Annotated in this window: 11 protein-coding genes; 10 read left to right on the forward strand and 1 reads right to left on the reverse strand. The window is 29.4% G+C overall.

What is annotated here, in order from left to right:
* Positions 1-294 precede the first annotated feature (294 nt).
* The 7 genes from infC (at position 295) to Q3304_RS10255 (ending at position 8,424) form a co-directional block, all read left to right on the forward strand.
* Positions 295-804, forward strand: a complete 510-nt coding sequence (gene infC, locus Q3304_RS10225) for a translation initiation factor IF-3 (protein ID WP_074179152.1) — start codon at positions 295-297, stop codon at positions 802-804.
* Between the two features lie 27 nt (positions 805-831).
* Positions 832-1,026 carry a 50S ribosomal protein L35 gene (rpmI, locus tag Q3304_RS10230; RefSeq protein WP_003418222.1) on the forward strand — a complete coding sequence of 65 codons (195 nt, stop codon included), beginning with the start codon at positions 832-834 and terminating at the stop codon, positions 1,024-1,026.
* A 54-nt stretch (positions 1,027-1,080) separates the two neighbouring features.
* Positions 1,081-1,437 (forward strand): 50S ribosomal protein L20, encoded by a 357-nt coding sequence (rplT, locus tag Q3304_RS10235; RefSeq protein ID WP_003423569.1) that lies wholly within the window; start codon positions 1,081-1,083, stop codon positions 1,435-1,437.
* Positions 1,438-1,657: 220 nt separating this feature from the next.
* Positions 1,658-2,203 (forward strand): hypothetical protein, encoded by a 546-nt coding sequence (locus tag Q3304_RS10240; protein ID WP_054269211.1) that lies wholly within the window; start codon positions 1,658-1,660, stop codon positions 2,201-2,203.
* 172 nt (positions 2,204-2,375) lie between these two features.
* Positions 2,376-3,293 carry a hypothetical protein gene (locus Q3304_RS10245; RefSeq protein WP_054269212.1) on the forward strand — a complete coding sequence of 306 codons (918 nt, stop codon included), beginning with the start codon at positions 2,376-2,378 and terminating at the stop codon, positions 3,291-3,293.
* Positions 3,294-4,296: 1,003 nt separating this feature from the next.
* Positions 4,297-6,219 carry a bifunctional metallophosphatase/5'-nucleotidase gene (locus Q3304_RS10250; RefSeq protein ID WP_407813817.1) on the forward strand — a complete coding sequence of 641 codons (1,923 nt, stop codon included), beginning with the start codon at positions 4,297-4,299 and terminating at the stop codon, positions 6,217-6,219.
* A gap of 306 nt (positions 6,220-6,525) precedes the next feature.
* Complete coding sequence (locus Q3304_RS10255; RefSeq protein WP_407813818.1) at positions 6,526-8,424, forward strand: metallophosphoesterase; 1,899 nt, start codon at positions 6,526-6,528, stop codon at positions 8,422-8,424.
* 59 nt (positions 8,425-8,483) lie between these two features.
* On the opposite strand, the gene Q3304_RS10260 is transcribed toward Q3304_RS10255, so the two are convergent.
* Complete coding sequence (locus Q3304_RS10260) at positions 8,484-9,380, reverse strand: LysR family transcriptional regulator (protein ID WP_407813819.1); 897 nt, start codon at positions 9,378-9,380, stop codon at positions 8,484-8,486.
* Between the two features lie 249 nt (positions 9,381-9,629).
* On the opposite strand from Q3304_RS10260, the gene Q3304_RS10265 reads away from it, so the two are divergent.
* The 3 genes from Q3304_RS10265 (at position 9,630) to Q3304_RS10275 (ending at position 14,188) form a co-directional block, all read left to right on the forward strand.
* Positions 9,630-11,366: an ABC transporter ATP-binding protein gene (locus Q3304_RS10265; RefSeq protein ID WP_407813820.1), complete on the forward strand. Its 1,737-nt coding sequence runs from the start codon at positions 9,630-9,632 to the stop codon at positions 11,364-11,366.
* Positions 11,366-13,225, forward strand: coding sequence for an ABC transporter ATP-binding protein (locus Q3304_RS10270; RefSeq protein ID WP_407813821.1), 1,860 nt, complete (start codon positions 11,366-11,368; stop codon positions 13,223-13,225). The genes Q3304_RS10265 and Q3304_RS10270 overlap by 1 nt, the downstream gene beginning before the upstream one ends.
* A 516-nt stretch (positions 13,226-13,741) precedes the next feature.
* The gene (locus tag Q3304_RS10275) at positions 13,742-14,188 is read left to right on the forward strand and encodes a hypothetical protein (protein WP_054269219.1); all 447 of its coding nucleotides are present in this window, start codon (positions 13,742-13,744) and stop codon (positions 14,186-14,188) included.
* Positions 14,189-14,962 lie beyond the last annotated feature (774 nt).

Raw genomic sequence — 14,962 nt, forward strand, 5'->3', positions numbered from 1 at the left:
TAAAAATTAATAGCAAAATAGGAAGCATGTACATATAATGATTATTAGGAAGAAGTAATTAAATTTTAATAAACTAAAAAAAGTAGTTGCAAATAATTTGATTAAGTGATATAGTAAGTAAGGTAAGAATAAAACAAAGAAGAAGTCCGCTTCTCACCTTACAACGAAGGTTAGTAAGGTAAATATAAGTTAAAGCTTAATATTAGTTTAAGCTTGTTTAAATTTGGTAACTTATATGGCGGATGATTATATCATTCGCTTTTTATTTTATAAAAAATTTGGAGGTGTCCTACAATTAGCAAAGAATTAGCAATCAATGAACAAATAAAAGACAAGGAAATAAGAGTCCTTTCATCAACAGGTGAACAACTTGGAGTAATGCCTACTAAAGAAGCTCAAGCAATGGCTACTAGCAAAAACTTAGATTTAGTTCAAATCTCGCCAAATGCAAATCCACCAGTATGTAAGATAATGGATTATGGAAAGTTTAGATATGAACAGGCGAGAAAAGACAAAGAAGCTAAGAAAAAGCAAAAAAATATAGTTGTAAAGGAAGTAAGACTTAGACCAGGTATTGAACAAAATGATTTAAATACGAAAGCTAATAATGCTATAAAGTTCCTTAAAAAAGGGGATAAAGTCAAAGTTGAACTTAGATTTAGAGGAAGAGAATTAGGACATAAAGACATAGGCAAAGAAGTTATGCTTAAGTTTTTAGATATAATAAAAGAGTTTGGAGAACCAACAAAAGCCCCTGCATTTGAGGGTAATAATATGGTTGTAATTATAGATCCAAAAAAATAGATGATTAACTGAGAGGAGGAATTTGTCATGCCTAAAATGAAAACTCATAGAGGTGCAGCAAAGAGATTAAAGAAAACAGGAACTGGAAAGTTAAAGAGAGCTAAAGCTTATAAAAAACATATATTAACTAAAAAATCTGCAAAAACTAAAATGAACTTAAGAAAATCAACTTTAGTAAGTGATGGAGATGCTAAGAGAATAGCACAATTATTACCATACTAAGATACAGATTATAAATAATAACTATAGAAGAGGGATATAAAGGAGGTCATAACGATGGCAAGAGTTAAAAAAGCTATGAACGCTCGTAAAAAGCATAAGAAAATATTAAAACTTGCAAAAGGATTCAGAGGATCTAGAAGCAAATTATATAGACCAGCAAATACATTCGTAATGAAAGCATTAAAAAATGCTTATATAGGAAGAAAATTAAAGAAGAGAGACTTCAGAAAACTTTGGATACAAAGAATAAATGCAGCTGCTAGAATGAATGGAATATCTTATTCAAGATTAATGAATGGATTAAAATTATCTGGTATTGAAGTTAACAGAAAGATGTTATCTGAAATGGCTATACAAGACCCAGAAGGATTTGCAAAATTAGCAGAAGTTGCTAAAGCAAAATTAGCTTAGTATTAAATCATGAAACGTAAAGTCTTTGAGTTATGTGAATAATTCAAGGGCTTTTTTTATTTTTTAAAAAGAAACTGTCTATGAAAGTGGTGTTACTGTTCTTAATTTACTATAAAATATGATATCTTAAACTAGTGTATAAAATTTCCAGTCAATATTGAATTAACGTTATCAACATGATAATATTATCTTATTAATAATATTATAGGAGGTATATAATATGAATGATAAGTTGATGGATTGCTTTGTAAATCCAACTAAATGTAAGTTGGTACTTGAGATTTTTTCAAATAATAGAACTACAGCAAAACAATTAGGAGAAAAATTTCAAGATATATCAAAAGCTACACTTTATCGCTATCTTAATAAAATGCTAGAAGATGACATTATAAAGGTAGTTGAAGAGCATAAAATAAGAGGAACTGTTGAAAAAGTATATGCTATGAAGTTAGACATAGCTGATGATGTAAAGACTATTATAAATGAAAATTCTGGAGAAGAATATGCACAACTATTTACTCAATATATGATGGTATTTTTAAAAGAGTTTTATGAGTATGCCAAAAGAGAGGAAAAGGATATTCTAAAAGATGGTTCAGGATTTTCTGTCTGTCCAGTATATGCTAGTGTTGATGAGATAACTGAAGCAAGTAAAAAGATTGCTAGTATACTAGAACCTCTTAGAAATAATTCAAATGGAGAGGGAAGAAAAATGCACTCTATAGGGTTAATAATTACACCACCTAAAGAAGATGAAGAGCAATAAAATACTAAAAAAATAACAGTTTAATCTTTATACCAAGCTGTTATTTTTTTAGTATTTTTATTTCACTGTATGTAATAAAATGTATATCAAGGTGACATATAAAGTGATATGATATATCTAAGGAAAAGATTGTTGTATATATGACATATTTAAAGTAAAGGGGATGAAAATTATGAGGTTAATTACACGTTCTGATTTTGATGGATTGGTATGTGGTGCACTATTAAAAGAAGCAGGTATTATTGATAATTGGAAATTTGCTCATCCTAAAGACTTACAGGATGGCCTGGTTGAGGTAACAGAAGATGATTGTCTTGCAAATGTACCATTTGTTGAGGGGTGTGGTCTTTGGTTTGACCATCATTCTAGTGAGTTTGAGAGAAATGAACTTCTAGGAAAGTATAAAGGCGAAAGTCGTATTGCTCCTTCTTGTGCAAGAATTATTTATGAGTATTATGGTGGAAGTGAAAGATTTCCTCATTTTAATGAAATGTTAGAGGCAGTAGATAAAGTTGATTCAGGAAATCTTACAATAGAAGAAGTACAAAATCCAACTGGATGGATTTTGATTGGTTACCTTATGGACCCAAGAACTGGTCTTGGTCGTTGGAGAAACTTTACTATATCTAACTATCAATTAATGGAGAAGTTAATTGATGCATGTAGAACTTTAAGTACAAAAGAAATTTTAGATTTACCAGATGTAAAAGAACGTATAGACGTTTATTTTGAACAAACAAGTAAATTTAAAGAGATGGTTGCCAAATATACACGTGTAGAAGGCGATGTTATCATTTCTGATTTACGTGGAGTTGAGACAATCTACACAGGGAATCGTTTTATGATTTACAGTATGTATCCAGAACAAAATATATCTGCTTGGATTGTAAATGGTAAAGGTGGAAAAGGATGCTCTGTAGCCGTTGGATATAGTATTTTAAATAGAACTTCTAGTGTGGATGTTGGTAGTCTAATGCTTAAGTATGGTGGTGGGGGACATAAAGCTGTTGGAACTTGCCAGTTTAGTGATGAGCAAATAGATGAACTACTTCCAAAGTTACTTGATGAACTTGTAAATCCTAAAAAATAATGAATTTGTAAGTTATAAAGACTAGTATAAATAAAATCGAACTTCTTTGTACCCTTTCACACAAGGATGTGGAGTGGTACAATGTAGTTCTTTACTTTAATAGGGAACATGTTACTTTCAAATAGGCATGTTTTTTGACTTTTTGATTTTTCTATTATATTATTCTTATGATTTATTTTACTATCTAATTTTGTAGCTTGTATTCTTGTTCATTGCTATTATTTATCAATTTTATAAATTTAAATCATATATAAAAATTTGAAATAATTAAAATTAAAGAACATATAATATTTAATAGCTCTTTAAATAAAAAATTATATCTTAAGTTTAATTATATACACTAAATACCTTCCATAAATAAAATCCATATAAAACACTGTATAAAAAATGTCAATGATTCTCTTTTTAATATGGAGGATTCTTTATAAAACTTATATCCATTCATCATAAGATTAGAAAATATAAATAGATTTTATAGGAAATAAAAGATTATTCTTCAAAATATCAATAGTTTCTATAATTTATATTATAATTATATTATTTTAGAAAAATTATGTAAAAAGTCAAAATTTACATATACCTCAATTAAACTTGCAAAAAAGTAGGTAAATTTGTACAAGTAGATGCTTAAAACTTGAAAATATGCACTTTGCCATATATTCTAGAAACACATATAATTGATTTAGTTAAGAGAGAAAGTGGCAAATATGAAAAATAATTTAGAAACAGTATTAAGGTACATAGAAAGTTATAAAAATAGGTCTTTATAAATTACTTTGATAATTCTTGTCATATTACTTTGTAGGTATTGCTACTATCTTAAGAAGCGTTTAGTAATTAGATTTAGATAGAATAAAGTAATCTCGGAAGTTATCATGTAAACTTAAATATAAGAATTTGTTGCTTAAGTGAATATTGCTTATAATCATATAAGCTACTATAACTAAAATAAATTATTATGTTAAATTTTGTTGTAATCTTAAAATTTAAGAGGGAGGTTTTTATGAAAATAAAATCTGTCATAATAGCATCAATGATGTTTTTAATGGTATTACTTGTATCATGTCAAAGTACTAAAAATATGGAAAAAGCCACATCAGACATAGAAGTTAAAATATTAGGGACAACTGACTTACATTCAATGGTAACAGATTCTCTAGTTTCATATGTAAAAGAAGAAAGAGCAAAGAACAAGAATCTACTTATGGTAGATGCAGGAGATTTCTTTGATATGAAAAGTGACGAAATGGAAGAGTGGTTTACTGGACAAAAACTGGTTAGAATTAAAGATGGTATGCCAGAGTACAAAAAAATAGCTGAGCCATGTGAAGGTGAAGTCCCTTTAGCTAAAGAAATGGCAAAGCTGAAATATGATGCAGTTACATTTGGAAATCATGAATTTATTTCTAATGATAAGCAAAGTCTTGACAAACTGGTTTCTGATTTTGAAAATAATAATATACCATTAGTGTCAGCAAATATATATAAACAATCTGGAGAAAACTATGTAAAGCCATACATAATGAAAGGTGTAAAGACTGACAAGGGAGACGTAAAAGTTGGAATACTAGGTCTAACTATAAATGAGGTAGGTGAAGGCTCAGAATCTAAAAATTTTGAAGAAGATAAAAAAGCTAGAGAACTTGGGGAACAAGAGGATTATAAAGGAAAATTATATGCAAATGATTTAGTAGAAGATGCTAAAAAATGGGTAAAAGTGATGGAAAAAGAGAAGCCTGATATAATAATTGCCACTGTACATTCAGGTGAAGAACCTAAAAATCCTAAAAACCCAGGAAATAGAGTAAAAGAATTAGCAACTACTGTAGATGGCATAGATGCTATCGTAGCAGGGCATACTCATGAAAAAATAGAACAACATACTTATAAAAATAACTCTGGTGAGGAAGTCATTGTCACACAACCTGGTCCACATGCAGATAGTGTGTCAGAGATTAATTTTAAGTTAGATAAGAAGAATGGTAAGTGGGAGATAAAAGATAAGTCTAGCAAATTAAACTTAATTGATAAAGATGTAAATATAATTGCTACAGCAGATTTACATTCACACTTCTCTGATAAATTAACAACTAGTATTCTTAAGGAGCGAAATAATCTGATTGAACCTGTTGTAGTAGATGCAGGTGACTTTTTAGACCCTCAAACAGATGAAATGACTAAGTGGTATAAAGAGTGGAAAAATATAAGAGATAACAATACTGGAAAACCGATTGGTAAGTGTCCAATGGTTAAATCTATGAGTCAGGGTAGGTATGATGCAGTAGTATTTGGAAATCATGAGTTTGTATCCGAAAAAGATGAGTTTTGGTCAGATAAACGTCTTGTAGATGCTGTTATAAAGGATTTTGAGCAGGTGAATATTCCTGTAGTATCAGCAAATATATATGAGCAATCTGGTGAAAATTATGTAAAGCCATACATTATAAAAGATTTAAAGACAAAAGAAGGAAACTTAAAAGTAGGAGTATTAGGGCTTACTATAAAAGAAGTAGGGAAAGGTCTTAAAAATGTAAATTTACAAGAGCAATTTCAATACAAAGATAAATTGTACGCAAATGATTTAGTGGAAGAAGCAAAGAAATGGGTAAAAGTGATGGAAAAAGAAAAACCAGATATAATAGTTGCAGTAGTGCACTCAGGGGAAGAACCTAAAAACCCAAAACATCCTGGGAATAGAGTAAAGGAACTAGCAACTACAGTAGATGGAATTGATGCGATTGTAGCTAGTCATACTCATGAAAAAATAGATGAACATGACTATAAAAATAAAGCTGGAGATAAAGTTATAGTGACGCAACCAGGTGAACATGGTAAATACTATTCTAAAATTACTTTTAAAGTAAATAAAGAAAAAGGTTCATGGGTTATTAATGATAAGTCTAGTAAAACAGTAGCAGTTGAATAATTTTATAAAACTTATAGATACAGTAAAGTAGCTAATATTAGTAGTATGGATAAGATGAGTAGATAAGAGTATTTAAATGTGGTAAATATATGTGAGTATACTAGTAGAAATCTTAATTGATAATCTGAGTTTACTAGAGTAGGTTTTGTTTTACGAATAAAAAATATTGAGAACTATATGTAGATTTGATTAAAAAGGAATTTACATATAGTTCTTTTAGTATAATAAATAGTACAAACTTATATAGTAAAGATAAAGCATGGTATTAAATTTTATTATCATCCAAAATCTAAGGGGGAGGCTTTTATGAAAATAAAATTTATTATAGTGGCATCAATAATATTTTTAATAGTATTACTCACAGGATGTCAAAGTACTAAAGATACAGAAATTAATGTACTTGCTACAAGTGATTTACACTCAATTATTCCAGATAATTTGGTATCTTATGTGGAGGAAGAAAGAAAATATGATGAGAATCTACTCATGGTAGATGCAGGTGATTTTTTTGATATGCAAAGTGGTGAAATGAATAAGTGGTTTACTGGACAAAAACTGGTAAGATTTAAAGATGGGATACCAGAGTATAAAAAAATAGCTGAACCACGTGAAGGAGAGGTTCCCTTAGCTAAAGAAATGGCAAAACTAAAATATGATGCAGTTACATTTGGAAATCATGAATTTGTTTCTAATGATAAACAAAGCCTTGATAAACTGGTTTCTGATTTTGAAAATAATAACATACCATTAGTGTCGGCAAATGTATATAAACAATCTGGAGAAAACTATGTAAAACCATATGTAATGAAAAATGTACAGACTGATAAGGGAGATGTAAAGGTTGGAATACTAGGTCTGACTATAAAGGAAGTAGGTGAGCGCTCAAGATTTAAAAATTTTGAGGAAGATAAAAAAGCTAGAGAACTTGGAGAACAAGAACAATATAAAGGAGAGCTCTATGCAAATGATTTAGTAGAAGATGCTAAAAAGTGGGTAAAAGTTATGGAAAAGGAGAAACCAGATGTAATAATTGCGATAGTGCATTCAGGTGAAGAACCTAAAAATCCTAAAAACCCAGGAAATAAAATAAAGGAATTAGCAACTACTTTAGATGGTATAGATGCTATTGTAGCAGGGCATACACATGAAAAAATAGAACAGCATACATATAAAAATAAGTCGGGTGAAGAAGTAATAGTAACACAACCTGGAGCTCATGGTAATAGTATATCAAAGATTAATTTTAAGTTGGATAAGAAGAATGAGAAGTGGTATATAAAAGATAAGTACAGTGAGTTAAAAATATTTGGAAAGGAAGTAAATATAATCACAACATCTGGTCTACATCAAAATTTTTCAGATGAAATGGCAGTCAGTCTGTTTAATGAAAGAGATAGGGATGTCCAACCTATATTTATTGATACTGGGGATTTTCTGGATACCAATGCAAAGGAAATGACTAAGTGGTCTAAAGAGTGGCAGTACAATTCAAAGAAAGGTATCCATAAAAAAATAAATGAATGGCCAATTGTATACCTTGGTTATGATGCTGTAGTACTTGGTAGCCATGAGCTTACATCGGATAAAAAGAATTTTAAAGAAAAAAAATCTATCTTAGATTCTATTATAGAAAATTTTGAGGAAATGAAGATACCAGTTTTGTCAGCTAATATATACAATGAGTCTGGAGACAATTATGTAAAACCATATATAATGCATAAAGTGGAAACTAGGGAGGGGAGTATAAAGGTTGGAGTATTGGGTCTTACTGTAGACAAAGATAAAAAAGATTCTAGTGATTTAAAGTCAGAAAAAGATTCAAAAACTTTAAATACTCCTGAAAAAACAGAAGAATTGTATACCAACAATTTAGTAAAAGATGCAGAAGAATGGATAAGAGTTATGCAAAAGGAAAATCCAGATGTAATCGTTGCAGTTGTTCATTCAGATAATAATATGGCACTGAAAAATCCAAGTAGCGAGATAAAAAAACTTGCAATGTCAGTAGACGGAATAGATGCTATTGTGGTAGGTCATACGAAAAATAAGATAGAAGAACATAGTTATAAGAATGAGTTTGGAGATAAGGTCATAGTAACACAATCTGGAGAAGATTGTTATTCAAAAATAAGCCTTGAATTAAGAAAAGAAAATGGTAAATGGAATGTCATCAATAAATATAGTAAGTCAATAAAAATGAAATAGGTAATAATATATATTGAAATAAAAGAGAAGAACCTTTATATAAGGCTCTTCTTTTTTATTTACAAGCAATTAAAATTGTCTATAAAGAATCGAATATATTTTTCTTTTACGTTTTTTTGATATGCAATACCGTATTCGATGATAGCTTGTTCAATGATTGGTCGAATAACAAAGCCATCATTTTCTATTGGAATACAATGTTCAGGCAATATTGCTATACCATACCCACAATTTGCAAGAAGGATACTTGCTTGGTCATTTTCACATACAATATTAAAGTGGTTTTGAGAATGTAATGCTATCTTCTCCTGCAATATATTTCCATGTTGAAATGGTATAAATTTAGGATTTAATATAATCAAGCAATTTGTCTTTAAATCATCAAAAGTTAGACTATCTTTCTCAGCGAGTGTGGATTGTGATGACATAATAGCATAATTTTTAGCATCCTTTAATTTTTTAAAAGAACACTCTTTCATATCTCTAATCATTTCTCTTGTTGAGAGCATAATGTCTAAATGTTTATTATTGAATAAATTTTTAAGCTTAAAATAATCCTCCATAAAGATTAAAGGGTATACCTGTGGGAAGACGATTCGTAAGTCTGACAATACATTTTTTAATTTATTGAGTTCAGCATGACTAGAACATCCAATACGCAAAAAAGAAGTGTTCTGAGAAGTAGCTTTTGATATCCTTTTCTGTGATACTTCTATTTTGTTGAGTATATCTTTGGCATCACTATAAAACATAGTTCCAATTTCTGTCAGTCTAACCATTTTTGAATTTCGTATAAATAATTTTGCTCCTAATTCTTCTTCTAGATTTTTGATATGGTGAGTAACTGTAGGAGTAGATAAAAAAAGTTCTTCTGCAGCTTTTGTAAAATTTAACTTGTCAGCAACACATACGAAACATTCTAATTGTTGAGTATTCATAGAGCACCTTCCTTCCATATCAAAAGTATAATTGTAAGATAATATAATTTCAATATAACATTAGATTTTATCTAATGTTATTGCGTTTTTTGAAATTCTCATTCAAAAGATATAATGATAAAATTCTAAATATTAGGCATCTAAGTATATCCATTTCTATACGAAATAAAGAAAAGTTAAGTAAGAAAATTATAGATAATTGAAGTTGTCTGATAAAACCTAGAATAAGTCAACATCTTAAAATTTATTTAGAAAAGGAGATAGAGTATGATTAAAAAATTAGCTCGTTCTATTAAAGAGTATAAAACTGCTTCCATACTAACATCAGTGTTTGTTATATTGGAAGTTTTGATGGAAATTTTGATTCCTCTAATTATGGCACAAATGATTGATGTAGGAATCAGTGGAAACAATACACAGACGCTAGTACTACTTGGCACTATTTTGATTGTTTGTGTACTTTTAGGATTATGTTTTGGAATCCTGTCTGGAAGCTTTTGTGCTACTGCATCTGCTGGGTTTGCACAAAATTTAAGAAAGGATATGTATTACAAAATACAGGGCTATTCTTTTGCTAATATTGATAAGTTTTCAAGTTCAAGTATTGTAACAAGATTAACCACAGATGTTACAAATGTTCAAAATGCTTATATGATGATTATTCGTGTGGCTGTGCGTGCTCCACTTATGCTTGTATTTTCACTGGTTGCAGCATTTATGGTTAATACAAGTCTATCATTTATATTTTTGATTGCAGTTCCAATTCTTGGAGTGGGTTTATATCTCATTGTAAACCGTTCCCATCCTTATTTTGAAAGAGTGTTCAATATTTATGATGATTTAAATGGTGTTGTGCAAGAGAATCTCACAGGTATACGAGTAGTTAAATCTTTTGTAAGAGAGAAATTTGAAATCAAGAAGTTTAAGAGTATCTCAGAAAAAATATACAAGACGTTTGGAAAAGCTGAAGAAATTGTTGCATATAATATGCCATTAATGCAGTTCTCCATATATTGCTGTACACTACTGCTTTGTTGGTTTGGTTCAAAGATGATAGTCTCAAGCAATGCAACCACAATGACTACAGGGGAACTTTCAAGTTTAATTGCATATGCCATGAACATTCTTAATTGTCTTATGATGTTATCTATGGTTATGGTTATGATTAATATGGCAAGAGCTTCTTCTGAACGAATTATAGAAATAGTAGATGAAGAAAGTTCCTTAAAAAACGGCGATAATCCTGTATATCATATGGAAAATGGAGATATAAGTTTTGATAATGTATCGTTCAGTTATGTAGATGATAAAGAAAAAGAATGTCTAAAAAATATTTCATTTCATATAGAAACTGGCTCAACATTGGGGATTATAGGTGGAACTGGAAGTGGAAAAAGCTCGTTGGTTCAGTTAATACCACGACTTTATGATGTTACAGAGGGAAAAATTACAATAGGAGGTGTAAATGTAAAAGATTATGATTTATTTACACTTCGTAATGAAGTAGCAATGGTTCTCCAAAAAAATGAGTTATTTTCTGGAACAATTAAAGAAAATCTACTTTGGGGAAATAAACATGCTAGTGAAGAAGAAATAATACATGCGTGTAAATTGGCACAGGCAAGTCCTTTTATTGATACATTTCCAGATAAATACGACACTTATATTGAACAGGGAGGTACAAATGTCTCTGGTGGTCAAAAGCAAAGACTGTGTATTGCAAGAGCCTTGCTAAAAAAACCAAAGATTTTAATACTGGATGATTCTACAAGTGCAGTAGATACAAAAACTGATTCGATGATTAGAAAGTCATTCAGTGAGGAGATACCAAATACTACAAAAATTATAATTGCACAACGTATTTCTTCAGTGGAAGATGCTGATTATATTATCGTTATGGAAGGCGGTAAAATCAATGGATATGGTACACATGAGGAATTGCTGAAAACAAATGTAATCTATAGAGAAATCTATGATTCACAAACGAAGGGAGATGATAAGTAATGGAAATAAAAGTATTCAGTGTATGGAAACGACTTCTATCTTACATTGTAGGACGACATAAAGTTTTGTTTAGTACAGTTGTTGTATGTATTCTTTTCAGCTCTTGTACAGTTGTTATAAGTTCTTTGTTTTTGCAAACATTGATTGATGACTATATAACTCCACTTTTACTTGAAGAGAATCCATCATTTAGTGGATTATTATATACAATTGTTTTAATGGCATGTATTTATGTCTTAGGAGTTGTTGCAACATTTCTCTATAATAGAATTATGGTAAAAATTTCTCAAGGAACGTTGAAAGAGATTAGAGATGACATGTTTGTACATATGCAAAAACTTCCTATTCGTTATTTTGATACTCATACACATGGAGATGTTATGAGCCATTATACCAATGATACAGACACATTGCGTCAGTTTATTTCACAGGCATTACCACAATTTATTTCGGCTATTATTACAGTAGTTGTTATATTGATTTCTATGTTTATAAGTAATGTACCTCTGACAATTCTAGTTTTAATAGTAACAGTCATTATGAGTATAGCTACTAAAAAAATTGGTGGTGCAAGTGCAAAATACTTTATAAAGCAACAAGAAACTTTAGGAAACATTACAGGTTATATTGAAGAAATGATAAATGGTCAAAAAGTAATTAAAGTATTCTGCCATGAAGAAGATGCAAAACAGCAATTTGATAAAAAGAATGGAGATTTATGTTTAGATTCTACACAAGCAAATAAATATGGTAACATACTTATGCCAACTGTTATGCAACTTGGTAATTTGCAATATGTGTTAATTGCTCTTTTGGGAGGTCTTATGGCACTGCATAGTGTAGGCTCTATTACAGTTGGAATGATTGTGGCTTTCTTAAACTTGTCAAAGACATTTTGTATGCCTGTATCACAGATTGCGCAACAGATTAGTATGATGGCTATGGCATTGGCAGGTGCAGAACGTATATTTGAATTAATTGATGAAGAACCTGAACAAGATAATGGATATGTTACACTAGTACATGCTAGATTTAATAATAGTGAAGCAATAGAAACAACTGACAATACAGGGGTGTGGGCATGGAAACATCCTCATCATGATGGTACAATAACATACACTCCTTTAAAAGGAAATATTCAGTTCTCTGATGTAGATTTTGGATATACAGAAAAGAAATTAGTGCTACAAAACATAGTATTGGAAGCAACAGCAGGAGAAAAAATAGCATTTGTCGGTGCAACTGGAGCTGGAAAAACTACCATCACAAATTTGATTAACCGTTTTTATGATTTGGCAGATGGAAAAATTCGATATGATGGTATTAACATCAATAAAATTAAAAAGACAGATTTACGCCATTCATTGGGGGTTGTATTACAAGATGTCAACCTGTTTACAGGTACAATTATGGATAATATAAGATATGGTAAAATGGATGCTACAGATAAAGAGTGCATTGAGGCATCTAAATTATCAAATGCACATGATTTTATTACTAGGCTACCAAACGGATATCAGACTATATTGACACAAAATGGTGCTAGTCTTTCGCAAGGTCAACGACAATTAATCTCGATTGCCCGTGCAGCAGTTGCAAATCCACCAGTAATGATTCTTGATGAAGCTACATCTTCTATTGATACACGTACAGAAGTGTTGGTACAGCAAGGTATGGATAATCTTATGAAGGGTAGAACTGTTTTTGTAATAGCACATAGGTTGTCTACTGTTAGAAACTCAGATTCAATTATAGTTCTTGAGCAGGGACGTATAATAGAAAGAGGTACTCATGATGATTTAATCAATCAAAAAGGCGTTTATTATAGTCTTTATACAGGGGCATTTGAGTTGGAATAGATTATAGGTTGTAAATTTTTTTTAAGATATAGGCAAAGCAAGGTACTTTAAGTCATAACATGAGTACTTTGCTTTTTTATCTTTTTTGTTTTGTTGGAGTTATTTGTTCATTTTTAGCTTTTGTTACATTGTTTTTATATGGAGTAGAAGAGTAGAATTGGAATTTAATCTGCAAATCTATGCTACCTTAGTATTACATATTGCACATATTGTATGATTTGCAAGTCTTTACTACTATTTATTTCTAAATAATTTATCTCAATTACAAATTTAATCAAGAATATGTGATGATATTTTGTGTGTTGTAACACATTTTATAATGGATGTTGTGCTAAATGGAGAACGATGAAAGTGTTATACATAAATATAGTACGATGCATATTTATAAAAATATCAAAACATTTTAAGGCATTTAATGATAAAATAGTTATAGAAAATGATAAATTTAAATTGTATGAGTCTAAATTTGTTTATATTAAAAATATAGAAGCAAATAAATAGAGTGGAGGAGATAAATTGTCTTATATATATGAACCTAAAAACGATATCGAAAGAAAATTAGTAGAAGAATATGATAAACTAAATAAGAAAAAATACGAGAAGATGTATTGCAATATGGAAGATTATCAAATAGCTAAAGAAATATTAAATGAAGATTTATTTATAAGAGTTTGTATTAAAGATAGAAGATTAAAATATAAAGTAATGTGTATCAGTTTGGCTATTGTTGGTATATTCATATGTTTATTTCTGAGCTTTAGTATTTATAATGCTTCTAACATCTCTTCGAAATATTTATTTTCTTTTGGAATACTATTGCTCGCTATTTTATTAAATTCAAAATTAAGAGAAATCGGATTTAAATATAAACAACATAATTTAATTGATTTTAGTGCACTAAAGGTACTGGATGACATGAAAAAGAATACTAAATGTGTAGAAATAGAAAATGATGTATTTTAATAATTGAAACGGTTAAATTAAGAAGATTAAAACAATGAGTTATCTAAAGGTGATATAGTATATATCATATTCAGATAACTCATTTTTAATTAATTATGCAAGATTTGAATTTCTCTTGGTTTATTTGGTTCTCTTTTATATAACCTTTAGCCTCTAGTTTATTTAAGTTTTCATAAAATACAACATCTACCTTATTAAAAGAGTAATACCACAAACAACCAACCCTATATTATAAACAGTATGTAATAGTGCTTTATCATTTCCGAGAACACTCATAACTTGTGTTAAATGATTATACCCTTTAAACCATCAAGCCCTTTTAAAATTTTGATAGCTAATTCTTTCATTACAATAATTCTTCATCAATCGTTTTCTTTGTTTTTATTGATTATCTCATACATAAAATAAAACAAATATATGGAATTACCATTCATAAAGAAGTAATTATTTTTTTACAGAACACTTAATTATGATGGAATATTTAATATTTTTAGATTTATTATCATAGAAAGTTCAAAATAAGATACATCTCGTTTTATATGCTAAGAGTATTTGCAAATATCTTGTATATAAGTAGTTTTGGACTAGTTAATTCTAGTAATCTTAGAATTACAAATTATTTATATATAATCAATTTATAAACAAAATATAATCATTTTATAAACGAATTGACTACTTTTAAGAGGTTTTCTCATAGTACTATAAGATAACAGGAATTGTGTTATTACAAAAAGAGAAAACCTATCAACTTATTTATGAATGCAATGTTCAATC

Source organism: Clostridioides sp. GD02377 (assembly GCF_045899875.1).
In the GTDB taxonomy this organism is placed as follows: Bacteria; Bacillota; Clostridia; order Peptostreptococcales; family Peptostreptococcaceae; genus Clostridioides; species Clostridioides difficile_A.